Consider the following 25,808-nt stretch of genomic DNA (forward strand, 5'->3'; position numbering starts at 1 on the left):
ACAGCTCTAAAATTCTTTCATGATACAATCGATGACGGGCTTCGGCAAAGCTTCACTGCAACTGGCCAACAAAAAAATAACCGTAGAGGTAAAATCGCTGAACAGCAAAGGGCTCGACCTGAATGTGCGCATGCCGTCAGTATTCCGCGAAATGGAACTTGGGCTTCGCAACCAGATCGCCCAAAAGCTGGAGCGCGGCAAAATTGACTTCTCGCTTTTTGTTGAGGTTACCGGCGAGGAGACTTCTGCCAAAATAAATGTGCCTATTGTAAAGGCGTACATTAAGCAGATGAAAGACGTGATAGGCGATGCCGATGAAACGGAACTGATGAAAATGGCGGTGCGTATGCCCGATGCCCTGAAAACAGAGCGCGAGGAAATTGACGAAAACGAATGGGGCAACATACAGGGTGTTATTGCCCAGGCACTGGACAACATCCATAACTTCAGGGTGGCCGAAGGCGTATCTTTGGAGAAAGAATTCCTTATACGGATATCTAACATCCTGTCTTTAATGAATGAAACCGTAGCGCTTGACGGCGAACGCCTCGAAACCGTAAAGACCAGGCTTCTTGCATCTATTGAGGAACTGAAAGTAAATGTCGATGAGAACCGCTTTGAGCAGGAATTGATTTACTACCTTGAAAAAATGGACATTACAGAAGAGAAAGTAAGGCTGGAAAACCACCTGAACTATTTCATAGAGACCATTGCCGGTACCGAGGCCAATGGCCGTAAGCTTGGTTTCATCACCCAGGAAATGGGCCGTGAGATAAACACTATGGGCTCTAAATCGAACCATGCGAAAATGCAAAAGCTGGTAGTGCAGATGAAGGATGAATTGGAAAAAATAAAAGAGCAGGTACTTAACGTACTTTAAATTCCAGGCTCCAAATCCCAAATAACAAACAACAACACAACGACTAATGAAAGGCAAATTATTAGTATTCTCGGCTCCTTCAGGGTCGGGTAAAACAACCATAGTCAGGCACCTGCTGGCACAACCCGAACTGAATCTGGAATTCTCTGTATCTGCGGCAACGCGTGAAGCCCGCGAAGGCGAAGTGAATGGAAAAGATTACTATTTCATGTCATTGCACGATTTCAAGCAGCACATTAAGGCGGAAGATTTTGTGGAATGGGAAGAGGTGTACCGCGATAATTTTTATGGTACGCTGAAGAGTGAAGTGGAACGCATCTGGGCGAAAGGCAAGAACGTGATATTCGACATCGACGTGGCAGGAGGATTGCGCATCAAAAAGAAATTCCCTGAGGAAACCCTTGCGGTTTTCGTCAAGCCGCCAAGCATTGACGAACTCAAGATTCGCCTCAAAAAACGCTCTACCGAAACCGATGACAAGATAAACATGCGCATTGCAAAGGCATCAGTAGAACTGGCCACCGCCCCGCAGTTTGATACGGTAATCAAAAATTACGACCTTGATGTTGCGAAACAGGAGGCGTATGAACTGGTAAAAAGTTTTGTAAACAAATAACTTTGTTACCTATCCCTATGAAAAAGCAATTTATCCTTTGGTGTCAGTCGGTTCTTAAGCGCCTCCTGGGTCTGGATGAACAACATGTAATAAAAAAACTGAAAGAAAAAGGGCTTACCGTAGGAGATAATTTTATTATGCAACAGGGGTGCATTATTGATGGTTCGCATTGCTTTCACATTACTATAGGCAATGATGTATGCCTGGCGCCCAATGTGCATATTCTTGCCCATGATGCCAGCACCTGGTGGTTCCTGGAACATACCCGGATAATGAACACTACTATTGGCAACCGTGTATTCATAGGTACAGGAAGTATTATCATGCCGGGAGTAACTTTAGGCAACGATGTTATAATAGGCGCAGGATCTGTAGTAACAAAGGATGTTCCCGATAACTGCATCTACGCCGGCAATCCCGCACGTTTCCTCAGTAGTACCAATGAATATATTACCCGTGAAAAAGCAAAGATGAACAGTGAGAATACTTTTGACGAGAAATTCTATATTGACCGGGCTTCTTCTGCCGACCTTGCATTGATAAAGAAAATGGCAGCAAAGCACGGCACAGCTTATTTAAGATAATCATGAAAGTAGGACTGTATTTCGGGACGTTTAACCCAATGCATATCGGGCACCTTATCATTGCCAACCATATCGCTGAATATAGCACCCTGGACCAGGTATGGCTTGTGGTAACGCCCCACAATCCCCTAAAGAAAAAAAGCACGCTGCTCGATGACTACCACCGCCTTCAAATGGTATTCCTTGCCACAGAAGATTATCCTAAGCTGAAGCCAAGCGATATCGAATTCAAGCTGCCACAGCCGAATTACACAGTGCACACGCTGGCGCATTTACAGGAAAAATATCCTTCGTATGAATTTTCCCTTATCATGGGTGAGGATAATCTCAACTCCCTCCATAAATGGAAAAATTATGAGGTGATATTGCAAAACCACGACATCTACGTATATCCCCGCTTAAATACCGAAACGATAGACCCCAACATTGACGTGAATGCCCGCATTCACCGCATTGATGCCCCGGTAATAGAACTGTCTTCTACTTTTATCCGCGAAAGCATAAAGAATGGGAAGAACGTTCAGCCGATGCTGCCTCATAAAGTAGGGCAGTATGTGGAGCATAACAATTTCTACAAAGCCCCCCGACCCCCAAAGGGGGAGTAGCAGCCTGTCAATAGAACGTCATCTAACGGGTAAGAGTAGAATTCCCCCTTTGGGGGTTAGGGGGCTTGGAGACTTTTTGTAACTTTACTAAAAAATCACCATGCTTAACTTCGAACTTTATAACCCCGTGAACCTCGTATTCGGTAAGGGGCAGACATCTAAATTGTCTAAACTTATCCCGGCTGATGCCAAAGTGCTGCTTGCCTATGGTGGCGGAAGCATTTTTAATAACGGCGTTCATGCACAGGTAACCGACGCCCTGAAAGGCTATGACATTACTGAATTCGGCGGTATTGAGCCCAACCCTCGTTATGAGACTGTAATGAAGGCTGTTGAAATTGTACGCGAAAAGAAACTGGATTTCATACTGGCTGTTGGCGGCGGGTCGGTTATCGATGGCGTAAAATTCATTTCGGCAGCAGTAAAATTTGACGGCGACCCCATTGATATTTTACAGAAAAGGATTCGCATTGAAGGTAACACCGTTCCTTTCGGCACTGTGCTCACCCTTCCTGCAACGGGCAGCGAAATGAATTCCGGTTCTGTCATCACAATCAATAGCACACAGGAAAAGCTGAGCTTTGGCGGTCCTGCCGTATTCCCGAAATTCTCGATATGCGACCCAACTGTCGTTGCTTCCCTCCCAAAAAGGCAGGTGCAGAATGGCGTGATTGATGCCTTTACCCACGTTATGGAGCAGTACCTCACTTACCCGCACGACGCGATGCTGCAGGACAGGATAGCCGAAGGCATTTTGCAAACATTAATTGAAATTGGCCCGGATGTAGCCGAAACCCCGGCCGATTATAAACTGGCATCCAACTTTATGTGGTGCTGTACCATGGCGCTGAATGGCCTCATACAAAAAGGCGTACCAACCGACTGGGCTACCCACATGATAGGACACGAACTTACTGCATTGTATGAGATAGACCACGCACGTACACTGGCTATTATCGCGCCTAATTTGTACCGTGTGCTGTTCGAAACGAAGAAAGAAAAACTCGCGCAGTACGGATGCAGGGTTTGGAATATTACCGAAAGCGATACAGATAAAGCAGCCAAGCAAGCGATCGAAAAAACAGTGGATTTTTTCAAAACGATGGGTATGCCTGAAAAAATTTCAGAGTATACAGCGGACTATGGCAATACAGCCGATTTTATCGTGAAGCGCTTTGAGGAAAGAGGTTGGAAGGCCATGGGCGAACGCGGCAATATTACACCGGACAAGGTAAGGGAGATCGTAGAGATGAGCTATTAGATAATGGTTTTAAAATAGTCCTGTCCCGTAAAATATAGTTCTTACCACGTTCAGTATTCCAAAGGTAGTATATACATCTGTGTCAGCCAATGATGCCGTCTTGTGCAGAACTGGCAAATCAATAATAGAATAGTCTTATAAAACAAAAAGCCGCACATTGTGCGGCTTTAAAAGCTCCTTCTGCTGACTAAATATTGAAACACAAGTATCTGATCTTTTATATAATTTATTTTCTTCTTTCCTTACCGGGTCAATAGTGGTAGCCGGAACCATGTTTAAAATATGAAGAATACATATTCCTTTTAGTTCAAAATTATTTTTTTAGATATATTAATTACATCTGATTTTATTCTTAAAATATAAACTCCTGATTGAATTCCACCCAAATCAATATCTTCACTTAGGTTGAATTCAATTTTTTTTATACTGGAAATTATTCTCCCGTTAATATCAACAACTTCAATATCGATGTTACCTGAAAAATGGCTAATTGAAATGGTTATTTTACCATTTGAAGGATTAGGATAAACTTTTATCAATTCATTGTCATGAAAATAATCAATACCTAATGTGCAATTTGGCCCGGGATCCGGAACAGTAAAATCTTCTGACTGGTCAACAGAACTAAATCCATCGCCTGAAGAAGCATAGTATCCTAAACCTCTTCTTGCAAACACTTCCCAAATCATGCAATAATCCTGCCCTCCGGTAATAGCTTGATCAGCAGCTATTATGGCATCACGGGCTTCAACAAACGAAGGATTACAAGGTTGTAATTTCAGTGCGTCAACAATAACTTGCAGTACTTTATTATTTCCTCCATTTCCCGTATAAATATTTGAATTGAAACCATACTTATTTATATATGCCCAGGATAAGTCCCATAACATAGTGGCCCAAACAGATCCAATACCATGCGGTAGAATTGCAGTATTAGTATCTGCAAAGGTGAATGGATTTATAGTCATATCGGTTGAATAGGGATATCTTCTAATTCCGCCGCCATCTGTTGGCTGATTTGAAACGAAAGTTCCAATTCCTTTTGGTTGGGTATCAAAATCCCCCGGTTTCATCTGTAACATTAGTCCGAACCAGTCTGACCAGCCTTCACCCATTTGTTCATCATTATCTAAACAATCGGTGTTAAAGCGTCCTCCGGTTAAACGTGTTGAAATTCCATGTCCATATTCGTGTGCAATTACTACATTGTCAAAATCGCCATCTGCATTAATAAAACCAGACGGAGGCATACTCAGGCTTACTTCAACAGTGTTTGTAGCCATTTGATTGATTAAAAACTCTCCGGTAGATTGATTTACACAAATAGCAGGAATAGTTATAGTATCATCTGAGCCACTTATGTATAAATTATTGTCCAGATTATTTACTACTATCACAGCTATAGCGCCGGCATCCTGGGCATTTAATACTTTTTCTATAGATGTGCAGGTACCCCTTCGAATGACAGCGATGTTGCCATTTAAAGAAGAGGCATTTATTGCAGGCACGCAAGCTTCGGCATTATTAACTTCTCCATCGTCATATAAAACTAAATTTGCTGTTAAATTAAGTGGATGAATAGGTAAATCCACATGGCCATCAACGAAACTATTGTCTATAGCGCTATAATCTCCTGATATAGACGAAGGGGAATTTACTTTAATTAAATTTTCTTCAGGTTTTCTATTCCATAAATACATTTGCATATAGCCACTTTCACCATCTGGCGGCGTTAAAAAATTTGCATTATTTAGGCGGCTTCCATCTTGTGCCTCGGCAATAACAAAATCGTTATCATTGCCACCTAAGCCATAATTATTAGCCTGAAAATTTCCATTTTGTTCATCAAAACCATAATGGTAAAATATATCATGAACAACGTTATTCATGTAGAATAAGTTGGTGGTTGCTGCATTTGTATAATCTGACGCTGGAAAATTATTACCAGGATAGGGGAAGTCAAAAACTAAATTAGCACCTCCATCCGGACTTAATCCGGGTAAATCCAGATCGTTTATATCTTCATATGCATATACATTATTCCCTCTTGTGATTGTATACTCGTTCCCGACATTTCCATCTGTATCATGCCAGCCAAATGGCGAAGCTACTATATCTGAAGGGCCGCTTATTAACGCTCTGCTACCATGATTTGGGCTTTCAATATTATACGGAATTACTCGGTAAGAACCAGATGGAACATCTACTGCTAACGGCTTTAAAATCTTATCATTAAAATTAAAACAGAAATCTTTATCGTTTTTTTGAAACGCATCATGGTCAAAATTACATCTGACAACCCAATCCTTCTTGTCTAAAAGCTGACCATTAACAGCATCAATTCTAACACTCCAATAATGATTATGATTTGCTTCCGGAATTTTAAAATCCCAGGCCAGGCGCAACGTGTTTTTTATTTTTTGATAAACTAATTTTGCTTTAATAGGTTGCAATGCTCCGTTAGAAATAAAGTATATATGGCTTTCAGGATTATTGATAATGGTATTGCTTTCTTCATTTGGAATATCTAAAGCTGCTTTAGCTTTAAACAATCCTTCTAAAACTGTTATCGAAGGTGAAATAGTATTGACTTTTTGATTGACATTGTCAATGAAGCGGTTAGTTACATTCACAACCTGATTGTTTTTCATCCAAACGTTCGAAACAGCGTGGAAAATTTCAATCCCCTGATATCTTTGAACTATATAATAGTTATAGATTTTAGTGCTTTTTGAATTTCCTTCGCTTTCAATGATCCAATCTGAAACGTCTTGTTGTGTCAAATTCCATTTTGAATAATTTGAATTTAAAAACTCTTGTATAGTTTCATGGCCAGTCTGTGAAAATCCCAAAAAAGGTGATAGTGCTGTAAACCATAGTAAGTAATATAATTTATTCATGATGAATTGGTAAGTTAAGGTGCTATAAAAATTATTAATAGTTGATTTAATACACGAAATATTTTCATGTAATGCGAAGCTTCCAAATGCCGTTTCCGGCTTGTCCGTTGTTTATATTCGCTATTGTTTCCTGAGGTTTGAAAGTTCCGCTAAACAGTGGAGAAGCTGCATTGATAGAAATTGCGGCTGAGTGGCTGAAGCATGTATTTGTAAAGTTGTTACCATTGCCTCCAATTCCGGAGACTAAGTTTACAGATGTTCTGTCCGGTGCAGCGTGGTACACAGTTAAGCCGGAATAATATTTGCGGGTAAGGTTTAGACAGACCTTGACCAATCCGTAGGAATTACTTAAAGGTGATGACAATCCGGAAGCCGTTAAAGCAAATTCATTGGGTTGGCGATCATCAGAAATAGTTCCCGTTGAGCCGGAGAAAGTTAGAAAATAAGATAAGTTCAGTAAAAAAAGAAATCCAAATAGTAAACATTTTTTCATATCTTAAGTATTAAAGATATAATGCTACAACATTTTATCAAAACATAAATTGTAAAGGAATAAACTACAGCTATAAAGGAACAAACGGTAGCTAAGAGAGAATTAAGCGCTATGTTAGGGTTTGAAACCTTATTTTAAAAACATACCCTTTCTGACCGACATTGAAACAGTTATTAAGGCAGGTTAATTATGCGCTTTCAGGATACAAAAGGTTGAAGCCAAATGTGAAGTAGTATATAAGGATAAAGCCTTATTTGTTCCCAATAGCGGTTTGGGATGTCACAAAAAAAGCGGTTCGAAAATATCAAATTCCCGAACCGCTTTTTATTAAGAATTATTTTTCGTAACCTTTTGAAAAACAAATATTTGTTCATAAAAAAAGCGTGACGAAATCCGAAAAACCGGACTTGTCACGCTATAGCTCCCCCTCTTGGGCTCGAACCAAGGACCCTCTGATTAACAGTCAGATGCTCTAACCAACTGAGCTAAGGAGGAAACTGTATATTGTTATATTTATATCTTCTTATGAACGTTTGCTGTGTAAAAGCGATGCCTTTATAGCGGTGCAAATATATAACCATTTTTAGTTTTCGCAAACAATTTGGCGAAAATTTTAAAAGATTTTTTCAGCCTCTATTTGAAGATGAGCTGGTAAATATCTTTACCGAAAGTCAACGCCATGAGGCTTAGCAATATAATCATCCCAACGGTCTGGACAGTGCCCGCAGCTTTGTCGCTCAACCTGCGCCCCGTAATCATCTCGGCAATGGTAAACAGTGCGTGGCCTCCGTCAAGCCCCGGTATCGGCAATAGGTTCATAAAAGCAAGTCCGATGGAGAATAGTGCCGTAAAGTTCCAGAAAAACTCCCAGTTCCATGTTGAAGGCAGTTTTGCAGCAATCCCAATCACACTGCTAACCTGCTCATAGGCTCCGGTGCTTGGGCGAAGTATCAGCTTAAATTGCTTTATATTATATATGATAAGGTCGTAGGACTCGCGCATTGCCACAGGTACAGCGGAGAAGAAACTATAATGCTCCACGATCTGGTATTCCTTTTCAATAGCCGGTTTTTGGGTCAGCCCTATCTTTCCAAGAGTATCTACAGCAGTAGTTATGGTAAGCGGCTGGCCGCCCCTTATAATACCAATGTCGATTTTTTTACCTTTATGTTTAAAGGCTTCTTCATTAATTTGTCCTATAAATTTATGCTCTTTCCCTTCTACAGATACTAGCTTGTCACCAATCTTAAATCCTGCCTTTTCTGCATAGGATTTTGGAGTGACAGAATCAACAACGATATCATGTATCATTGGGTGCATAAAATTACGGCCCTCTGTCTGGAGTATCAGCTTTATATCGGCATCAGTAAGATGAAGGGTTACGGGTTTGCCGTTACGTTCTACCACAACTTCATCCCCCAGCAAAACATCAAGTATCATCCGGTTGAAATTAGGCTGGTATTTACCATCTGCCTTAATAATTTTATCCCCGTCCTGAAAGCCCACTTTTTTACCCGTTTCGCCAAAAGCAAGTCCGTTTTCCTGCGTTATTTCAGTAGAAATGTATTTTTTACCGTAGGTGCTGTATACCACACTGAATATAAGCCACGCAAGTAATACGTTTACAATAATGCCACCAAGCATGATGATAAGCCTTTGCCATGCCGGTTTAGAACGGAATTCCCAAGGTTGTGGAGGAAGTTTCATCTGTTCGGTGTCCATGCTTTCGTCCACCATGCCCGCCAGCTTTACATAACCACCCAGCGGCAGCCATCCAATTCCCCATTCTGTATCACCTATTTTTTTCTTTATTAAAGAGAATCCCGCATCCATAAAAAGGTAGAATTTCTCTATCCTTACTTTGAACCATTTTGCAGTTATATAATGTCCGAATTCATGCAGTATTACCAGTATTGAGAGCATTAGCAGCATCTGGCCAACCTTTACGACTATATCCATTCTTAAGTTTTAATTTTCTGTAAATAAACGCACAAAAATAGTGTTTTCTGATTTACTTCCGCTTATTTTAATTTTCAGCGGTCTGATTTAAATGTTTGTTAATAATAAGGACACAGGTTTTATGTTTACGTTTTACGGGGTAAATTTACGTTGCAAATCAAAATCCGTAAGAATTACTTTCGGATTTAAAGTTTCTTTACCTTTACGATTACAAGCCGTTTTACACGGAGAATCATTAAAATATACGTTATGGCACCATCACTGTTTTCACTGTTCCAGATAAAAAGCATCATACTAAAAAACCGCATTGTGGTGTCGCCCATGTGCCAGTATTCAGCCGAAGACGGCTTTGCTAACGACTGGCACATGGTACACCTCGGCGCAAGGGCCATTGGGGGTGCTGCACTCATTATGCAGGAAGCTACCGCCGTATCGCCCGAAGGCCGCATATCTCCGGGAGACCTTGGAATTTGGAGCGATGAACACATGGAAAAATACAAGCAGATAACCACCTTTATCCTGCAGCAAAATGCTTTTCCGGGCATCCAGTTGGCGCATGCCGGAAGAAAAGCAAGCGTTAGTGCGCCGTGGCAGGGCAACCGGAAACTTGTGCCCGAAGAAGGCGGCTGGCGTACTGTAGCTCCAAGCCCTCTGCCCTACCACGACAATGAGGCACTGTTACCTTTGGAAATGGACAGGGAAGCCATCAGCAAAGTTATAGACGATTTCAGGGAAGCGGCACGCAGGGCGCGTGAATCCGGTTATAAAGTACTGGAGATACACGGTGCGCATGGGTACCTGTTGCACCAATTCCTTTCGCCGTTGTGCAATAAGCGTACGGATGAATATGGCGGCAGTTTTGAAAACCGCATACGCCTGCTGCTTGAAGTGATTGATGCTGTGCATCTGGAATGGCCGGGCGACCTGCCGCTGTTTGTGCGCATATCGGGTACCGACTGGGCGGAAGGCGGATGGAACGTTGACGAATCGGTGGAGCTGGCAAAAATCCTGAAAGAAAATGGTGTGGATGTTATCGACTGCTCGTCCGGAGGCGCTGTATCGCACCAAAAAATACCTGTGGGGCCGAATTACCAGGTGCCGATAGCCGAACGTGTAAAGACAGAAGCCCATATCTGTACCGCAGCCGTTGGCCTGATAACCGAAGCACAACAAGCCGAAGATATTATTAAAGAAGGAAAAGCCGACCTCGTGTTCTTTGCCCGGGAAGCCCTCCGCGACCCCAATATCGCGCTTACTTTTGCCCACGAGCTCCATGCTGATGTCATCTGGCCAAAGCAATATGAACGCGCCGAGCTGAAGGACTAGTTCAGGGTTACGGGTTATAATAGCTACGAAATAAAGGTTTACACTAATAACATAAGAGTGAAGCTCACTCCCCTCTCCTTTGGAGAGGGGTTGGGGGTGAGGCCAAAAAATGAAAAAATTAAAAACAGCACTACTATCATACGGAATGTCGGGTAAGGTTTTCCACGCCCCGTTCCTTGAAATGCATCCCGGCTTTGAGCTTACCGGCTCCTGGGAACGCAGCAAGAAACTCATACAGCAGGACTACCCTTCCGTGAAAAGCTACAGCTCTTTGGAAGAATTGCTTGCTGATGACGCAGACCTTATAATCGTAAACACCCCTGTAGACACGCATTACGAATATGCCAAAAAAGTTTTGGAAGCCGGGAAGCATGCCTTAGTCGAAAAAGCATTTACCACAACAGTTGCAGAGGCGGAACAGCTTGACATCCTTGCAAAGCAAAAAGGACTGAAGCTGGCCGTTTTCCAAAACCGGAGGTGGGACAGCGACCTGAAAACTGTGAAGCAGGTGCTTGACCAAAACTTATTAGGGGAAGTAGTTGAGTCTGAATTCCGTTTCGACCGGTACAATCCCAACCTTAGCCCTAAAGCGTGGAAAGAAGACAGCAATCCCGGAGCAGGGATCCTGATGGATCTCGGCCCGCACCTGATCGACCAGGCGGTATACCTTTTCGGTTTCCCCGAAGCGGTATTTGCAGATATTAGGAAATTGCGTGAAAACTCGCGGGTGGATGATGATTTCAGCATTGTGCTGTATTATCCGGACAAGCGCGTAAAGCTGCATGCCGGATTTTTTGTGCGTGAGGGCGTGCCGGCCTATGTGGTGCACGGACGCAAAGGCTCATTCCTGAAACAGCGCGGCGACACACAGGAAGATGTACTGAAAACAGGGCAAAAGCCAAACCTTGACGATTGGGGTACTGAACCCGAAGACAAGGCAGGTTTCCTTCACACGGAGCACGACGGCGAGCTATTCCGTAAAAACATACCTACCCAACAGGGGAATTATTACAGCCTGTTCGACGGATTATATAAAGCAATAACCGAAGACACGCAAGAACCTGTTACCGCTGAAGATGGCATCAGGGTCATGAAAATAATAGAAGCTGCACAGCAAAGCAGTAAAGAAAAAAGAGTGATAGCATTAAAATAAAAAATTATGGAAAAGCGCCAATTAGGAAATACCGGCCTGTATGTGTACCCCATCACTTTTGGTGGGAATGTATTCGGCTGGACGATAGATGAGAAAAAATCATTTGAGTTGCTAGATGCCTTTACGGGCAAAGGCTTCAATTTTATAGATACCGCCGATGTATATTCGCGTTGGAAGCCGGGCAATGAAGGCGGCGAATCGGAGACCATCATCGGCAACTGGATGAAAAAGCGCGGCAACCGCAACGAGGTAATCATTGCGACTAAAGTCGGCAGCGATATGGGCAGTGGCAAACAAGGGCTGTCTAAGAAATACATCCTCAAAGCTGTTGAAGCCTCATTGAAAAGATTACAGACCGACCATATCGACCTGTACCAATCCCATTGGGATGACCAGGACACACCCATTGATGAAACCCTTGATGCTTATGCCCAACTGATAAAAGAAGGCAAGGTGCGCCACATCGGGGCATCCAATCTTACGGCAGACAGGCTTAAGGAATCATTGCAGGTAGCTGTTGAGAACGGCCTTCCTGCCTATGAAACCTTCCAGCCGCATTACAACCTGTACGAGCGCGAAGTTTTTGAGAACGGCCTCGAACCCGTTTGCCTTGGCAATAACCTCGGGGTACTCAATTATTACTCGCTTGCCAGCGGGTTCCTTACCGGGAAATACCGTTCTAAAGACGACCTCGACAAAAGCCCGCGTGGCGGCGGTGTTGCCAAATACCTGGATGATCGCGGCTTTAAAATACTGGCTGCATTGGATGAAGTGTCAAAACAACTGAAAACGGAACCGGCCACAGCAGCGTTGGCATGGCTCATCAACAGACCGTCGGTTACCGCGCCGATTGTAAGCGCCACAAGCGTAGAGCAGTTGGAAAGCATTATGAAAGCCCCTGACCTGCCTATCACCGCTCATGAGATCGAACTGTTGACACAGGAAAGCGCGTGGTGAGGAGGTTGATGGGTTGATACGTTGATTTGGTTATTTGAAGTTTATAAATACAGCAAACAATGCAACGTACTGTCGGCACGTCTCGCTCCCCTCTCCTTGGGAGAGGGGTCGGGGGAGAGGACTAGACGTATAAGTAAAACTGTCCTTGAAAGGGATATAATAATTTAATATCATGGACATTTTACAATTCCAATTAGAAGACGACGGTAAAATACCCAACAGCGTTTTTCCGCTAATAGTTTACAAAAAGGCTTTCGACCCAGATGAAAACCTGGACCTGGACGAGGTTATGGAGGAGACATTCGCCAAAAACAACTGGGCGAATGCCTGGCGCAATGGTGTGTACCCTTATCATCACTACCACAGCATTACCCATGAAGTTTTGGGTATTTATAAAGGCTCGGCACAGCTGCATCTGGGTGGCGAAAATGGCAAAAATCTGGATGTGGAAGCCGGCGATGTGCTGATTATTCCTGCGGGCACAGGGCATAAGAAGATATCGGCTTCCCAAGACTTTGCCGTGCTGGGTGCTTATCCCAGCGGAATGGAATATGACCTGCTCACCGGAAAGGACAGTGAGCGCGTGAACGCTTTAGAAAATATTGCCAAAGTGCCTTTTCCTGACAACGACCCACTGCTTGGAAAGGCGGGGATACAGGAATTTTGGAAATAGTAGTGGAACAGTTGCATTCCGGTAATTCTTTAATTTTTTATATATGAAAAAGCTAACAGCCTTACTTGCAATTCTCACAGTAATTATTGCATCGGCGCAGGAAAAGCCACTTCAACCCACCGGCCTCCGGATGGAAAACATCACTTATCCGTTTCCGGTAAAAGAGTTTGCGCTAACCATACAGGGACAGGACTTAAAAATGGCCTACATGGACCTGCAGCCGCAAAAGCCTAATGGCAAAACAGTATTGTTGCTCCATGGCAAGAATTTTCCGGCGATGTATTGGGAGCAGACTGCTAATGACCTGGCGAAAGACGGTTACCGTGTTATCATGCCCGACCAGATCGGTTTCGGCAAATCATCCAAACTAAACAATATCCAGTTTACCTTTCAGCTCTTGGCACAAAACACAAAAGCGATTTTAGATGAATTAAAAATCACGAAGGTCAATGTCCTCGGGCATTCAATGGGAGGGATGCTGGCCACACGCTTTGCGCTGATGTACCCTGAAATGACGGAAAAGCTCATTCTCGAAAATCCCATCGGCCTTGAAGACTGGAAAACCGTTGTCCCTTACCAAAGTGTAGACGACTGGTACGCAACCGAACTGAAGCAGGACTACCAGAAGATGAAGGACTACCAGTTGCAATTTTACTACGCCAACAAATGGAAGCCGGAATATGATAAATGGCTGCTGCCTGTAGCGGGGTGGACCGCCAATAAAGAATATTCCGTTATTGCGAAAGCATCGGCACTTACGTATGATATGATATTCACCCAACCGGTGGTGTATGAATTCCAAAACCTCAAAATGCCGGTGCTGCTCATTATCGGACAAAGCGACCGAACTGCTTTGGGCAAGAACAAAGCGCCGAAGGAAGCACAGGAAAAACTGGGCAACTATCCGGTCCTCGGGCGTGAAACCAAAGCGAAAATAAAAGATGCCACGCTTACAGAACTCGACGGTGTAGGCCACTTGCCCCACATTCAGGCCTACGACAGGTTCATAGTGCCACTAAAAGAATTTTTAAAGAAGTAATACGATAGCGTTCGATAACTATAATGTGAGACGTTGCAGTGCAACGCCTCTACTTCGTAACCAATTGTATAATGAGTTCATGATGAAATACTCCGGTAGAGACGTTGCAATGCAACGTCTCAGATAAAACTGTATAATATGAATTGAGGTAAGACCTATACAACTTTGACAAAATAATACACACTTCAGGAAAGTTAATTCTTTAATTTTATTCTCTAAAGGCGTGTTGCATTAATTTTTTTAAATGGAAGAGGAACTCATTGTAGCCGACCAGCCATCAAAACGGTTGCGAAAGGCGTATAAAGACATCAAGGCATCCTACCTGAACCGCGTCAGGTGGGCGGTTACCCTTTTCTATTTTGCCATGGGCCTCAATTTTGCCACATGGGCAAGCCGCATCCCCGATATTCAGGCATCCCTCGGCCTTACCGACGGCGATCTCGGCACCATCCTTTTTGCAATTCCGCTGGGGCAGCTTTGCATTATGCCTTTCTCCGGTGGACTGGCAGTTAAATATGGCAGCCACCGCACAGTCATATTAGGCCTTAGCCTGTATGTATGTGCCCTTATAGGATTAGGCTTTGCAACGGAGCAATGGCAATTATCTCTGGCTTTGTTCTTTTTCGGGATATGCAGCAACCTCACCAACATTTCTGTCAACACACAGGGAATCTATACCGAAGGCCTTTTCCGCAGGGCAGTAATGTCGTCATTTCATGGGGCATGGAGCACGGCGGGATTTACCGGTGCACTCATAGGCATCGGCATGAAAAGCCTGCATTTAGCCCCAAACATCCATTTCCTAGTAGTGGCAATACTAATATGGGGCGTTATACTTTTCAATTACAAATACCTCGTTAAGGTAAAAAGGCAGCCGCAGGCAAAAGAAAAAAAGAAACTGTTCTCCAAACCCGATACGGTACTCATCTGGCTTGGGGTTATGTCCTTTTGTTGCATGTTGAGCGAAGGCATCATGTTCGACTGGAGCGGGGTGTATTTCCGGAAAGTCATTGGCGCAACGGGCCCGCTTGCGGTTTTAGGTTATGCCTCTTTTATGGCTTTTATGGCAATAGGGCGCTTTTCGGGCGATATCATCATTGCAAAGCTTGGCCGTAAAAGAGTGCTGCAAATCGCCGGATGCCTGGTGTCGTTCGGGCTTTACAGTGCAGTGGCATTGCCTTATATCGTACCGGCCACAATAGCGTTCATGCTTGTAGGTCTTGGGGTTTCTACGATTATCCCTATCATTTTCAGTGTTGCCGGCAATAGGCCTAATATCCCGCCGAGCATTGCATTGCAAACCGTTTCCAGCGTAAGCTTCCTTGGCTTCATGCTCGGCCCGCCGGTAATAGGCCACGTAGCACAGGCAACCAGTCTCCGGATGTCATTTGCAATTATAGGGATATTCGGGATAGGAATCGCATTCCTGGCTTCGAGGATAAAGGGGATAGAATAGTTATCATAAACCACCTTCTTATTCTTCATCAGCCACTCCGCCATCTTTTTGAAAATATCTTCAAGAAAAGCAGTGAGTTCCTCAAGCCCCAGCGCCATCAATTGATAATGTTGCGAACTGCCTATAAACAAAAACTGCCCCTAAGGGCAGTTAATCATTATGGATAATAGTTTATCCTTCTAAAAAAGCTTTCCATTCCTGCATCAGGTTAATAAGTTCCTGTAAAGGCATCTCAAAGCTGGGCTCGTTGTCGGGATTATTGCTTATAAAGTAAGCGTTGTCTTTGTCACATTCAAACTCTCCTGCAATCCAGCTTATAGGTATAGTGCCATATATATCTGTAAAAACTTCTTCAAATGTCTTTTCACCGCTTTTCACAATTTCAAGTTCAGAAATAATTCGCGTTATTGTAGGGATATCATTTCTTTCAGACATATAATACATTAAGAGTACATATTTATCATGGTTTGCAGTTACTACTCTATCACCGTATTTTGGTAATATCTTAAATTCTACTTTTTTCATTTTTTTATTTAAAAGTTATATATGCAGTTGTTATTTCTCCCGTTTGTGGACTAACCCGGAATTCAATTTTGATACCCTCTTTAGTAATTCCTCTATATAAATTTCGATCTCTAAAATAAATATTCAGGCTCGCTTCCTGGATTACTTTTCTTATTTTTTCCTCCGGCCAGCTTTTTGGAAAAAATGTTGATGCTAAATCTTTAGGTTTCCATGCCTTTAGTTCCTTTACCCAAAACTCGACAAGGCCTTTATATACCTTTTCTCCGGTGGGCAGCTTACCTGCAAGTTTTAACTCTTTTAATCCTCCCTTTATTCTCATATAACGGCTAAGGTTATTCAGATTATGAACACCACCAACAGTAACTTTATAATTAAACTTCTTTAATGGCGTTTTGCCTCCTGTACCCGTCCGGCTAACGTTATATGAATATTCTTCTAAAATCCATCCCGGATCTTTATTAGTCCGTTTTGGGTCAATTTTCTTTATTCTTATTTCCCCATAATTAAGATGCCGCGCGGTGGTTAATGTATACCTTCTTATAAACTCAGTAGCATCATTGACTAAGATAAGCTGTTTTGTTATAGCTTTCTTATTCTTCATCAGCCACTCCGCCATTTTCCTGAAAATATCTTCAAGGAAGCGGTAAGCTCCTCAAGCCCCAGCAATATCAGCTTCAGGATGTGGTTGAGAACTCCCAATAAACAAAAACTGCCCCGAAGGGCAGTTAGATTATTAAGAATACTAATTATTTTCCCACGGCCACGTAGTAGGCCTGTCATCTGTAAGCAATGTATATTCTTCATTTTCCATAAATTTCTTAAAACTCAATAAGAAAATATAGACTTCTTTATTGCTAAACTTTAGTTTTCCAGGTACAGGGGCATTTTTTATAATACTTTTAAAATCATAATTAGAGTTTTTCTCTGCCCATTTTAATGCCGAATAAAGTCTTTTTCTTTCATCTAAATTACTCACATCTTTTAAGTATTCTGCATCAGCCATTTTATATTCTATGTCTTCTATTCTTTCAAAATTGAAAAGGACAAAGACCGGTGTCATTAATTCATTGATATTTTCCATTATTATTTAATTTTAAAAGTCCTTTACAATTATTTCTTTTGTCTTTACGCCTTTACTTTCCAATTGTCTTAAAAATCTTGTATTAGAAAGACTGGACGGTTGATAATGCCCGCTTTTACGTGTAACCAGCTTGATCAACCCCTGGACCACTTCTATTTCTCCTGCACTGGCTACCGCCCCACCTGCTAAAAAACTTGAATGATGAAATAAACGGGCTTTATGTCTCAATGATGCATATATCCTACCTCTACTATCCATCACAAATATAGCTTTTTGCGGCCCAAATATGGTTGATCCTGCTGCAGTATCAAATAGCTTGCCGCCTTTAGTATACAACTTCCCGTCAATGATTGCAAGTTCATATTCCAGCCTTTCTGCTTCCGTCAAGTATTTTACTGCATCAGGTGCACACCATCCTTTGCCCGTTTCTTCGCTAATATATTTCTTCAGCATTGTAAACGTTGGGAACTTAACTGGTTTAATTCTTTTAATATAGGCTGCAACTTCATCCGCCTTGTCTTGAACCACCTTCTTATTCTTCATCAGCCACTCCGCCATCTTTTTGAAGATATCATCAAGAAAAGCTGTGAGTTCCTCAAGGCCGAGTGCCATCAGTTTCAGGATGTCATCAAGGAATTCCAGCATCTGCCCCGCAGCCCTGCGGCTGCCATCCATTACAAATTTAGAAACTTTTGCCGTTTTGGCGCTTATTTCTGCCAACATCTCCGTTGGGACTGCTGCTTTTTTCAGCTTTGCGGCAACCGCAGCGGGTTTTGCAAAGGCAGTAAAAGGAATAAAAAAGGAGGCTATAAACGCTCCTGTATATCCTGCACAATAAGCCACCTTATCCCAGTTTATATCGGTTGTGTCAAACTTTGAAAAATATTTCTTAGGATTGGCAAAAGCCTTTTTTACTGCAGCCAATATCTTTGCAAAGAACGGTTTTACAGAAGCCATAAAACTGTCAAAGCGCTCCAGGTAGGCATCTGCATCCTGTGCAAAATCAAACTGAAACTGCATCAGCTGGCCCGCAAAAACAAGTGTACCGCCAACAAAGTCAATAAGCCCGTTGCAAATACCGCAAAGATAGGCCGTATATTCCCTCAGGAACGATAGGTCAGGTTCTTCATCGCTGCCTGTTTCGCCAAACATTTTTTTTAGGGCATCGGACACCATGCTGTTGTATTCTGCCACAAATTCCGCTAAAAATTGTTCAGCCCCTTTTTTTAGCCTGTTCAATAACTCCGGCGCTACATAGCGTACAGGCATAAGCAGGATACTGTCATTAAAGCTGGCGAGCAGGCCGCTGAGATCATTGCCCAGCATCAGCTTTTCCTGCAGCTTTTCGCGTTTGCTGTAGTCATCGCTTTGGCTGTTCCATACGCTTTCCGGTACCTGGATGTTTTCCAGGATATAGTTGCCTGCTTTTTCGCACCATGGGCCAACTATCTTGCCCGGCCCGCCGGCTGCATAGCTCACAATTTTCATAATGCCGGTAACTGTCTTCTTTACCAGGCTAACTTTAGTTTCAACCTGTCCATGGTTTAGGAGTTGCTGTATCACATCATTATCCACTTCGGGAAGCGACCTGAGGAACTCCATCAGCATGCTGTTGCCGCGATCAAGCGCAAGCAGCTTTTTCTTCGCAAATTCGCCAAAGCGGGCAAACATTTTGGCAGAGCTCCAGTCGCTCTCATTATTTTCAATAAAGAAAATCGCCTGGTTGGACTCTACACTGGTTTCTTTCCAAAGCTTTTCGGCCAATACGCCATCTTTTAGTACGATTACCGAAACAGTAGCATCAATGATGTCAATTCCGGGATCATACCTGCCATTGCTAACGCCGCCTTCGTGATAGAGAGTAAAATCTTCTTTCCGGAAATCGACCTGTGTGCCGGGCTCCTGCTGGAGCGTCACATTGCCAATAGTTTCGGGGGTTGCAACCATAAAAAGGGCATCATGGGTGTCATCTACAGAGCGTTTCAGGAATTGCCATTCATAATCAAGGATAGGTGTTCTCCGCACGTTTTGAAAGGCCGTTTGCGATTGCGCAAAGCCTTGCGGAAAAAGGGAGCCGAAAAGCACTGCATCACCCTCAGGATCTGTGATCAGGGGTATTCCATCGATATATTGCATTGGTAAAAAAATTAAGTTACAAATTCGTAAGTATAATTTTTGCCAGTGGCAATAACTGAAGATCCTGAAAAGGATTTAATTGAATTGCAAAGTTAAGAAAATTTTAAACCAAAAGAAAATTTTCTTAACTAAGATTTGATTTATATGATAAATTGTATTCTTTCAGCATAGAATGTAGTCTGAAAACTAATTACTCCTTCACAAACTTTAACTGCACACTTCCTTCACTGGTCATAAGCGTTACAAAATGCATTCCTGTAGCCAGCTGCGATATGTTGAGGGAAGTTTCGCTGCCGGTTTCCAGTACTTTCTGTCCAAGCGTGTTGTAGAAGATCGCTTTTTCAAGTATAACTTCTTCCGATAATTCAACAGTAAGCATTTCAGAGGCAGGATTAGGATACAGCGTAATGGCGGATAATAAATTGAAGGTTTCAGTGTCCAGTGTAACGTTGTTATTTACTGCAATGATATCCCATTCGGGGTTAACTTCTGCGGTAACAGGTATGAAAGGCATGGCAACAGTAAACTGCTGGCCGTTGAATGTATTATCAAGCACTACATCGAATGACTGCCCGCCGGGGCCTGTAAAGCGTATGGGTACCGGCATTTCAAAAAAGGACACCGAAGGATGGGACTGGGTTTGGTTTATAGTGACGATAGACTGCCCCGGGCCATTCGAAACCGCAATGGTGTACGATGGGTAACCTTGTTTATACACCCAGTCACTAAAAAATTCGTCAAGATCCATACCCGATTGTGTTTCAAGGTGTGCCTGCAGGTCGGGGGTTTTTGCATACGCGTAAGCAAGGTCGCTATCGGCCAGGTAATTGCGCAATGCCTGGAAATAATTGGCATCGCCCAGTTTAAAACGCAACATGTGCAATACCATTGCACCTTTGTTATAGCTCAGCCTGCTGCTGAATATCCTGTCTACGCTCAGGGTATCGGTATCGGTAAGATAAACGCTTCCGCCGGGTTGGGAAGTTATGTTCAGGATCGTTGAGGCCTTCCAGTTCCTGAAGCTGTCATTCCCGTCCATATGTTCAATCACCATTGCTGCCATATACGTAGCAGAGCCTTCATTAAGCCAGATGTCCTTCCATGAGCCGCAGGTTATTTTGTCGCCAAACCATTGGTGCCCCAGTTCATGCGCTATCAGCTGCCTCCCGAAGCTGCCCATGAATGAAACCGTAGTGTGCTCCATACCTCCACCGAAACCACATTGCGCATGCCCGTATTTTTCGAGGTGGAAGGGATAGGTTTCGAATGTCTGCTCATAAAAATCCATAATGGGTAATGTTACCGCAACCTGACCCGGAACCGAGGTGTTTTCCGGATAATAATAATTGATAATAGGGAATGTATTAGGCGCAGTTCCCGCTGTCTGGTTAAAAACGGAATAGTTGCTTACTGCTATAGCAATAAGGTAAGCGGGGATGGGGTAGCCGTGGTGAAAATGCGTTGTCTTATTGGCACCATTAATAACCTGCGATTGCTCAAGCCCGTTTGAAACACTTACATAAGCCGAAGGGGCAGTGATATAAACATCGATGCTGTCTACTTTGTCTATAAGATCCTGTTTGCACGGCCACCAGTCTTTAGCGCCATAAGGTTGCGAAAGCGTCCATAACACAGGTGCGCCATCGTGATCTGAGGTAACGAAGGATTCCTGATCGCTTGGCGGTACACCGGAATAATTGATGATAACCGAACCCGTTGTGCCTTCCGGTTGTGGTGTAGGGAATGTTATGACAAGCTCATCATCAGAATTTTGCGTAAACGGGATGCTGTTACCGTTTTTTATAACGGAGCTCACGACCAGGTCATTGCTCAGGTCGAATGTTATAGAGGACATATCCTCGTTGGCAATAAAATTGGTAGTAACGCTTCCTGAAATGAACTGCACTGCCGGGTTTACGGTAACATCCAGGCGGTGATAAACAACATCATAATTGCCGGTATTGGCATTGGCAGTAAAAGTCCTCAGGTTGAAAGCCGATTTCATCTCTGCTTCGGCGATCTGCAGTAATTCATCATTATAGGACTGTGCAAAAGCGCTTGTAAAACAAAGCAGGCCAAGCACTATCAGCGTAAAATTCTTCATCATAGCTAAAATTTCTCAAATATAATCAGAATTTGATTGAAAACAGAGGGACAGCAGGTTATAAAGTTTAGCCGCGAATTGCACGAATTTTAGAAGGAATTTCTATACTTAGCGGTATCCTAAGGAAGATCCGTGGTCATCCGCTCGATCCGCGTCATCCGCGTTCCATCCTTAATTAGTGAAAATTCGTGTAATTCGTGGCTAAAGTCCATCTAATTAAAACAAATCATTAAATTTGCTCCACTTATAAAAAATAGCATCATGTTACAGACAGCATTTATCAGAGAGAACAGGGAAAAAGTGATACAGGCTTTGGGTAAAAGAAATTTTGACGCAGCGCCGTTGGTTGACGAAGTGATTGCCCTCGATGAGAAAAGAAGGCACACGCAGGTAGAACTTGACACGATACTTTCCGAAGCCAACAAGCTGTCGCGCGACATTGGCGAGCTGATGAAAGCCGGCGAAAAGGCAAAAGCCGCCATCCTTAAAGAAAAGACCACACAATATAAAGAGAAGAGCAAAGAGCTTGGCGAAACCCTTGCCGAAGCTACCGAAGCGCTTACGCATGCGCTTTACAAATTGCCCAATACCCCTGCCGATATTGTACCGGTAGGAAAAACACCCGAGGAAAACCTTGAGGTACACGCAGAAGGCGAGATACCTGTACTGCATGAAGGCGCAATGCCGCACTGGGACCTGGCAAAAAAATACGACATCATCGACTTTGAATTAGGCAATAAAATAACAGGCGCAGGATTCCCGGTTTATAAAGGGAAAGGCGCCAAATTGCAGCGTGCCCTGATAAGCTATTTCCTTGACAAAAATACCGATGCCGGATACAAAGAATACCAGGTGCCGCACCTTGTAAATGAAGCTTCAGGCTACGGCACAGGCCAGCTTCCTGATAAAGAAGGCCAGATGTACCACGCCGGTATCGACGACCTGTACCTAATCCCAACGGCTGAAGTTCCGGTAACCAATATGTTTCGCGATGTGATATTGCAGGAAAATGAGCTGCCGGTATTGTGTACGGCCTACACACCATGTTTCCGCAGGGAAGCGGGTTCGTATGGTGCGCACGTCCGCGGCCTTAACCGCCTGCACCAGTTCGATAAAGTAGAGATCGTACGCATCGACCATCCTGAAAATTCCTATGCTGCCCTTGACGGTATGGTGGAGCATGTAAAAACACTATTGCAGGAACTGAAATTACCCTACCGTATCCTTCGCCTTTGTGGGGGCGATATGGGCTTTGCATCGGCGCTGACCTACGACTTTGAAGTATTCTCAACAGCACAGGACCGCTGGCTGGAAATAAGCTCTGTGTCGAACTTCGAAACGTTCCAGTCGAACAGGCTGAAGCTGCGTTTCCGCGATAAGGATGGCAAGAATCAACTGGCACATACCCTTAACGGAAGCTCGCTGGCATTGCCAAGGGTGCTTGCCGGGATACTGGAAAACTACCAAACTCCCGAGGGCATCGTAATACCCGAAGTTTTACGACGTTATACCGGATTTGATATAATAAATTAGTAGCTTTGTTTATAAGCATCACGGATGAAACGGATTTAGCTGATAATCACTGATTGTTATGCTAAAATCCGTTTTATTGCGTTATTGCACTGTTTGCTAATTACAGGATGTGTGCTATCTGTGCAAATCAGTTACATCCGCATTATCAGTGTTCCAAATCTATGAAAATGAAAAAGATAATTGCCATTATAGTGTTCCTCTTTTCCTTTGCCGCTTTTGCGCAAAACGAGCAGCTGGCACAGAATTATTTTGAGAAAGGGGAGTTCGAAAAGGCTTTGGTCATTTACCAGGACCTTGAAAAGAAACAGCCCAACAATACCTTTTTCACCCAAAAAGTCGTTGCCTGCTACCAGCAGTTACAGCAATATGCCAATGCGGGAAAGCTCCTGGCCGAAAAGCTCGAAAGGACAAGGCAGCCGTTGCTGTATGTGGAGATCGGTTACAATTTCCAGTTGCAGAAGGATATGGCTAATGCCGAAAAGAACTATAAGCTGGCACTCGCGTCGGTAACCGAAAATCCGTCGAACGTTTACAGCATTGCTACTACTTTCGAGCAAAAGACATTATTGGAGCAGGCGATAAAAGCCTATAACATTGCAGTTGAAGCAAACCAAAGCCTCAATTTCGATTACCAGGTGGCGCTGTTACAGGGCCAGCTAGGCAATGTTGACCTTATGATTGACAAGCTCCTCAGCTATTCTTACAATAATCCGCAAAACCTTGTAGTGGTGCAAAACCAGCTGTCGCGGTTCATGAACGAGGAAGGTGAAGAAAATGCAGCCGGAGGCACAGAGAAAAGCTTTAACGCAGCGTTGCGCAAGGTATTGTTGTTGAATGTGCAGAAAACGCAGGACATCTTCTGGAACCAGTTTTTGAGTTGGTTTTTTGTGCAGCAGCACGAATATGGCAAAGCTTTTATACAGGAAAAAGCGATATTCAGGCGCGACCCGGATATGTTTTTAAATATAGTGAGTCTCGCCAAACTCGCGGTTGAGGAAAATGAAGATGCCACAGCCCGCGAGATACTGGATTTTATACTAAAAAACACCTCTGACCCTGAACTCCGGATGCAGTCGCACTACTACCTGCTTTCAATGGATATCAAAACAGCCCCGGAAAAAGACTACCCTGCTATAAAACAACGCATTGATGCCCTGCTTACGGAGTATGGCATAAGCCCGTATTCTTTGGAACTGCAATTGCTCAAGGCCGATTTTGATGCCTTTTACAGGAAAGATACCAAAGCCGGGATCGAGACACTGAACAATACACTGAAGCTGCAATTGAACAAATACCAGGAGGCGCAGGTAAAAATGAAGCTGTCAGACATATTGCTTTTGGATGAGAAATTCAACCAGGCGATCATCTACTATGCCCAGATAGAAGAGGACCTTAAGAACGATGCCGTTGGCCATGAGGCAAGCCTTAAGATGGCGAAAAGCAGCTATTTTAAAGGCGATTTTGAATGGGCGCAAAAACAGTTTAAGGTGCTAAAATCAAACAGCTCGCAGCTTATCGCCAATGACGCGCTGGAGCTTTACCTGCTCATTATAGATAATACAGTTGAGGACAGCACTCAAACCGCCCTGAAGAAATTTGCGAAAGCCGACTTCAAGCTGTACCAGAACAAAAAAGCCGAATCGCTGGCGGAGTTTAAGGACATACTGGCTAATGACAAAACGCAGAGCATACAGGACGTTACGCTCCTGCGCATAGGAAAGATATACGAAGGCATGGGGCAATACCCGCAGGCGCTGGAATACTACCAAAAGATAATCGACAACTACAAGGAAGGCATTTATGTAGATGAGGCGCTGTTCTATTCGGCAGAGATATACAATAAAAAGCTCGCCGACCCTGAAAAAGCAAAGCCACTCTATGAAAAGGTACTGTTCGGCCACGAAGACAGCATTTACTTTATAGAAGCCCGGAAACAGTACAGGCTCCTGAGGGGCGATACGAATAGTTAGTTTCCTCAAATAGGCGGCGTTCCATTTCGAACGGATCCGCCGCGGCGGAGGAGAGAAAAATCTCAGGAGATGATCGGAAACAACTTGAGATTTCTCTCTGCGGTCGAAATGGAAAGCCGGTAATGCCATACAAAATTTACCATAAAATTATTAGCCCATAATTACCGTTCACCCTATCTTTGTTAAAAGGCTTAACCCGAATAAACCTATCAACAAATAACCAAATCCACCAAAAATGATACTCTACAACGTTACTATCAATATTGACGACAGCGTACACGACAAATGGCTTGCCTGGATGATGGAGAAGCACATACCCGAAGTGATGGAAACCGGTAAATTTTTTAAGGCGAAGATTGTCAAGGTTCTTATTGTAGAAGAGATGGGCGGAAGCACTTATGCCATACAGTACTTTGCCGAAAATATGGGAAAGCTTCAGGCGTACTACAATGAAGATGCACCGCGGCTGAGGGAGGAAGGAGTAAGGCTTTTTGGAGACAAGATGCTCGCTTTCCGTACCGAGATGGAATTGCTGAAAGAATTCAAACAGGTATAGT

The 25,808-nt window shown here is 43.5% G+C and carries 22 protein-coding genes and 1 tRNA gene; 14 read left to right on the top strand and 9 right to left on the bottom strand.

Annotated features, from left to right (window positions below; genetic code table 11):
- The first annotated feature begins 19 nt into the window (after positions 1-19).
- From AAEO56_RS10335 to AAEO56_RS10355, 5 genes are all read left to right on the top strand, one after another.
- Positions 20-880: a YicC/YloC family endoribonuclease gene (locus AAEO56_RS10335; RefSeq protein WP_341696976.1), complete on the top strand. Its 861-nt coding sequence runs from the start codon at positions 20-22 to the stop codon at positions 878-880.
- A 46-nt stretch (positions 881-926) separates the two neighbouring features.
- Entirely contained in the window at positions 927-1,496 is a 570-nt protein-coding gene (gene gmk / locus AAEO56_RS10340; RefSeq protein WP_341696977.1) for a guanylate kinase, read from the top strand.
- 17 nt (positions 1,497-1,513) lie between these two features.
- The gene (locus AAEO56_RS10345) at positions 1,514-2,080 is read left to right on the top strand and encodes an acyltransferase (RefSeq protein ID WP_341696978.1); all 567 of its coding nucleotides are present in this window, start codon (positions 1,514-1,516) and stop codon (positions 2,078-2,080) included.
- 2 nt (positions 2,081-2,082) lie between these two features.
- On the top strand, positions 2,083-2,685 hold the full coding sequence (gene nadD, locus AAEO56_RS10350; protein WP_341696979.1) for a nicotinate (nicotinamide) nucleotide adenylyltransferase: 603 nt from the start codon (positions 2,083-2,085) through the stop codon (positions 2,683-2,685).
- 100 nt (positions 2,686-2,785) lie between these two features.
- Positions 2,786-3,946, top strand: a complete 1,161-nt coding sequence (locus AAEO56_RS10355) for an iron-containing alcohol dehydrogenase (RefSeq protein ID WP_341696980.1) — start codon at positions 2,786-2,788, stop codon at positions 3,944-3,946.
- Positions 3,947-4,248: 302 nt separating this feature from the next.
- Here AAEO56_RS10355 and AAEO56_RS10360 read toward each other — a convergent pair whose 3' ends face one another.
- From AAEO56_RS10360 to rseP, 4 genes are all read right to left on the bottom strand, one after another.
- Positions 4,249-6,846 carry a T9SS-dependent M36 family metallopeptidase gene (locus tag AAEO56_RS10360; RefSeq protein WP_341696981.1) on the bottom strand — a complete coding sequence of 866 codons (2,598 nt, stop codon included), beginning with the start codon at positions 6,844-6,846 and terminating at the stop codon, positions 4,249-4,251.
- 64 nt (positions 6,847-6,910) lie between these two features.
- The gene (locus tag AAEO56_RS10365; protein WP_341696982.1) at positions 6,911-7,339 is read right to left on the bottom strand and encodes a hypothetical protein; all 429 of its coding nucleotides are present in this window, start codon (positions 7,337-7,339) and stop codon (positions 6,911-6,913) included.
- Positions 7,340-7,760: 421 nt separating this feature from the next.
- Positions 7,761-7,834: transfer RNA gene (locus AAEO56_RS10370), tRNA-Asn, on the bottom strand.
- A 138-nt stretch (positions 7,835-7,972) separates the two neighbouring features.
- Entirely contained in the window at positions 7,973-9,298 is a 1,326-nt protein-coding gene (rseP, locus tag AAEO56_RS10375; protein WP_341696983.1) for an RIP metalloprotease RseP, read from the bottom strand.
- Between the two features lie 249 nt (positions 9,299-9,547).
- Here rseP and AAEO56_RS10380 point away from each other — a divergent pair, with 249 nt between their 5' ends.
- The 6 genes from AAEO56_RS10380 to AAEO56_RS10405 all read left to right on the top strand — a co-directional run bounded on the left by AAEO56_RS10380 (position 9,548) and on the right by AAEO56_RS10405 (position 15,902).
- A complete protein-coding gene (locus AAEO56_RS10380; RefSeq protein ID WP_341696984.1) occupies positions 9,548-10,624 on the top strand; it encodes an NADH:flavin oxidoreductase/NADH oxidase in 1,077 nt (358 codons plus the stop codon).
- 109 nt (positions 10,625-10,733) lie between these two features.
- On the top strand, positions 10,734-11,777 hold the full coding sequence (locus tag AAEO56_RS10385) for a Gfo/Idh/MocA family oxidoreductase (RefSeq protein ID WP_341696985.1): 1,044 nt from the start codon (positions 10,734-10,736) through the stop codon (positions 11,775-11,777).
- A gap of 6 nt (positions 11,778-11,783) precedes the next feature.
- The gene (locus tag AAEO56_RS10390) at positions 11,784-12,734 is read left to right on the top strand and encodes an aldo/keto reductase (protein ID WP_341696986.1); all 951 of its coding nucleotides are present in this window, start codon (positions 11,784-11,786) and stop codon (positions 12,732-12,734) included.
- A gap of 172 nt (positions 12,735-12,906) precedes the next feature.
- Positions 12,907-13,407: a hypothetical protein gene (locus AAEO56_RS10395; protein ID WP_341696987.1), complete on the top strand. Its 501-nt coding sequence runs from the start codon at positions 12,907-12,909 to the stop codon at positions 13,405-13,407.
- Positions 13,408-13,450: 43 nt separating this feature from the next.
- A complete protein-coding gene (locus AAEO56_RS10400; RefSeq protein WP_341696988.1) occupies positions 13,451-14,446 on the top strand; it encodes an alpha/beta fold hydrolase in 996 nt (331 codons plus the stop codon).
- A 244-nt stretch (positions 14,447-14,690) separates the two neighbouring features.
- On the top strand, positions 14,691-15,902 hold the full coding sequence (locus tag AAEO56_RS10405) for an MFS transporter (RefSeq protein ID WP_341696989.1): 1,212 nt from the start codon (positions 14,691-14,693) through the stop codon (positions 15,900-15,902).
- 171 nt (positions 15,903-16,073) lie between these two features.
- Here the strand turns inward: AAEO56_RS10405 and AAEO56_RS10410 are convergent, their stop codons facing one another.
- The 5 genes from AAEO56_RS10410 to AAEO56_RS10430 all read right to left on the bottom strand — a co-directional run bounded on the left by AAEO56_RS10410 (position 16,074) and on the right by AAEO56_RS10430 (position 21,751).
- Entirely contained in the window at positions 16,074-16,427 is a 354-nt protein-coding gene (locus AAEO56_RS10410; protein WP_341696990.1) for a hypothetical protein, read from the bottom strand.
- 4 nt (positions 16,428-16,431) lie between these two features.
- Entirely contained in the window at positions 16,432-17,028 is a 597-nt protein-coding gene (locus AAEO56_RS10415; protein ID WP_341696991.1) for an EndoU domain-containing protein, read from the bottom strand.
- Between the two features lie 141 nt (positions 17,029-17,169).
- Positions 17,170-17,508, bottom strand: a complete 339-nt coding sequence (locus tag AAEO56_RS10420; protein ID WP_341696992.1) for a hypothetical protein — start codon at positions 17,506-17,508, stop codon at positions 17,170-17,172.
- Between the two features lie 12 nt (positions 17,509-17,520).
- The gene (locus tag AAEO56_RS10425) at positions 17,521-19,644 is read right to left on the bottom strand and encodes a hypothetical protein (protein WP_341696993.1); all 2,124 of its coding nucleotides are present in this window, start codon (positions 19,642-19,644) and stop codon (positions 17,521-17,523) included.
- 190 nt (positions 19,645-19,834) lie between these two features.
- Positions 19,835-21,751, bottom strand: coding sequence for a M1 family aminopeptidase (locus tag AAEO56_RS10430; RefSeq protein ID WP_341696994.1), 1,917 nt, complete (start codon positions 21,749-21,751; stop codon positions 19,835-19,837).
- Positions 21,752-22,009: 258 nt separating this feature from the next.
- Between AAEO56_RS10430 and serS the strand changes: the two genes are divergently transcribed.
- The 3 genes from serS (at position 22,010) to AAEO56_RS10445 (ending at position 25,807) form a co-directional block, all read left to right on the top strand.
- On the top strand, positions 22,010-23,281 hold the full coding sequence (gene serS, locus AAEO56_RS10435) for a serine--tRNA ligase (RefSeq protein ID WP_341696995.1): 1,272 nt from the start codon (positions 22,010-22,012) through the stop codon (positions 23,279-23,281).
- 167 nt (positions 23,282-23,448) lie between these two features.
- Positions 23,449-25,251, top strand: coding sequence for a tetratricopeptide repeat protein (locus AAEO56_RS10440; RefSeq protein WP_341696996.1), 1,803 nt, complete (start codon positions 23,449-23,451; stop codon positions 25,249-25,251).
- Between the two features lie 235 nt (positions 25,252-25,486).
- The gene (locus AAEO56_RS10445) at positions 25,487-25,807 is read left to right on the top strand and encodes a DUF4286 family protein (protein ID WP_341696997.1); all 321 of its coding nucleotides are present in this window, start codon (positions 25,487-25,489) and stop codon (positions 25,805-25,807) included.
- Position 25,808: the final 1 nt, after the last annotated feature.

This window comes from Flavobacterium arundinis (assembly GCF_038289855.1).
GTDB lineage: Bacteria > Bacteroidota > Bacteroidia > Flavobacteriales > Flavobacteriaceae > Flavobacterium > Flavobacterium arundinis.

Excerpts from the sequence above, each read along its gene's own strand:
- AAEO56_RS10380 (WP_341696984.1), top strand. The coding sequence starts at position 9,548 with ATGGCACCATCACTGTTTTCACTGTTCCAGATAAAAAGCATCATACTA.
- serS (WP_341696995.1), top strand. The coding sequence starts at position 22,010 with ATGTTACAGACAGCATTTATCAGAGAGAACAGGGAAAAAGTGATACAG.
- AAEO56_RS10345 (WP_341696978.1), top strand. The coding sequence starts at position 1,514 with ATGAAAAAGCAATTTATCCTTTGGTGTCAGTCGGTTCTTAAGCGCCTC.
- AAEO56_RS10360 (WP_341696981.1), bottom strand. The coding sequence starts at position 6,846 with ATGAATAAATTATATTACTTACTATGGTTTACAGCACTATCACCTTTT.
- AAEO56_RS10425 (WP_341696993.1), bottom strand. The coding sequence starts at position 19,644 with ATGCAATATATCGATGGAATACCCCTGATCACAGATCCTGAGGGTGAT.
- AAEO56_RS10405 (WP_341696989.1), top strand. The coding sequence starts at position 14,691 with ATGGAAGAGGAACTCATTGTAGCCGACCAGCCATCAAAACGGTTGCGA.
- gmk (WP_341696977.1), top strand. The coding sequence starts at position 927 with ATGAAAGGCAAATTATTAGTATTCTCGGCTCCTTCAGGGTCGGGTAAA.
- AAEO56_RS10395 (WP_341696987.1), top strand. The coding sequence starts at position 12,907 with ATGGACATTTTACAATTCCAATTAGAAGACGACGGTAAAATACCCAAC.
- rseP (WP_341696983.1), bottom strand. The coding sequence starts at position 9,298 with ATGGATATAGTCGTAAAGGTTGGCCAGATGCTGCTAATGCTCTCAATA.
- AAEO56_RS10415 (WP_341696991.1), bottom strand. The coding sequence starts at position 17,028 with ATGAAGAATAAGAAAGCTATAACAAAACAGCTTATCTTAGTCAATGAT.
- AAEO56_RS10410 (WP_341696990.1), bottom strand. The coding sequence starts at position 16,427 with ATGAAAAAAGTAGAATTTAAGATATTACCAAAATACGGTGATAGAGTA.
- AAEO56_RS10430 (WP_341696994.1), bottom strand. The coding sequence starts at position 21,751 with ATGATGAAGAATTTTACGCTGATAGTGCTTGGCCTGCTTTGTTTTACA.
- AAEO56_RS10385 (WP_341696985.1), top strand. The coding sequence starts at position 10,734 with ATGAAAAAATTAAAAACAGCACTACTATCATACGGAATGTCGGGTAAG.
- AAEO56_RS10335 (WP_341696976.1), top strand. The coding sequence starts at position 20 with ATGATACAATCGATGACGGGCTTCGGCAAAGCTTCACTGCAACTGGCC.
- AAEO56_RS10355 (WP_341696980.1), top strand. The coding sequence starts at position 2,786 with ATGCTTAACTTCGAACTTTATAACCCCGTGAACCTCGTATTCGGTAAG.
- AAEO56_RS10440 (WP_341696996.1), top strand. The coding sequence starts at position 23,449 with ATGAAAAAGATAATTGCCATTATAGTGTTCCTCTTTTCCTTTGCCGCT.
- AAEO56_RS10445 (WP_341696997.1), top strand. The coding sequence starts at position 25,487 with ATGATACTCTACAACGTTACTATCAATATTGACGACAGCGTACACGAC.
- AAEO56_RS10390 (WP_341696986.1), top strand. The coding sequence starts at position 11,784 with ATGGAAAAGCGCCAATTAGGAAATACCGGCCTGTATGTGTACCCCATC.
- AAEO56_RS10365 (WP_341696982.1), bottom strand. The coding sequence starts at position 7,339 with ATGAAAAAATGTTTACTATTTGGATTTCTTTTTTTACTGAACTTATCT.
- AAEO56_RS10420 (WP_341696992.1), bottom strand. The coding sequence starts at position 17,508 with ATGGAAAATATCAATGAATTAATGACACCGGTCTTTGTCCTTTTCAAT.
- AAEO56_RS10400 (WP_341696988.1), top strand. The coding sequence starts at position 13,451 with ATGAAAAAGCTAACAGCCTTACTTGCAATTCTCACAGTAATTATTGCA.
- nadD (WP_341696979.1), top strand. The coding sequence starts at position 2,083 with ATGAAAGTAGGACTGTATTTCGGGACGTTTAACCCAATGCATATCGGG.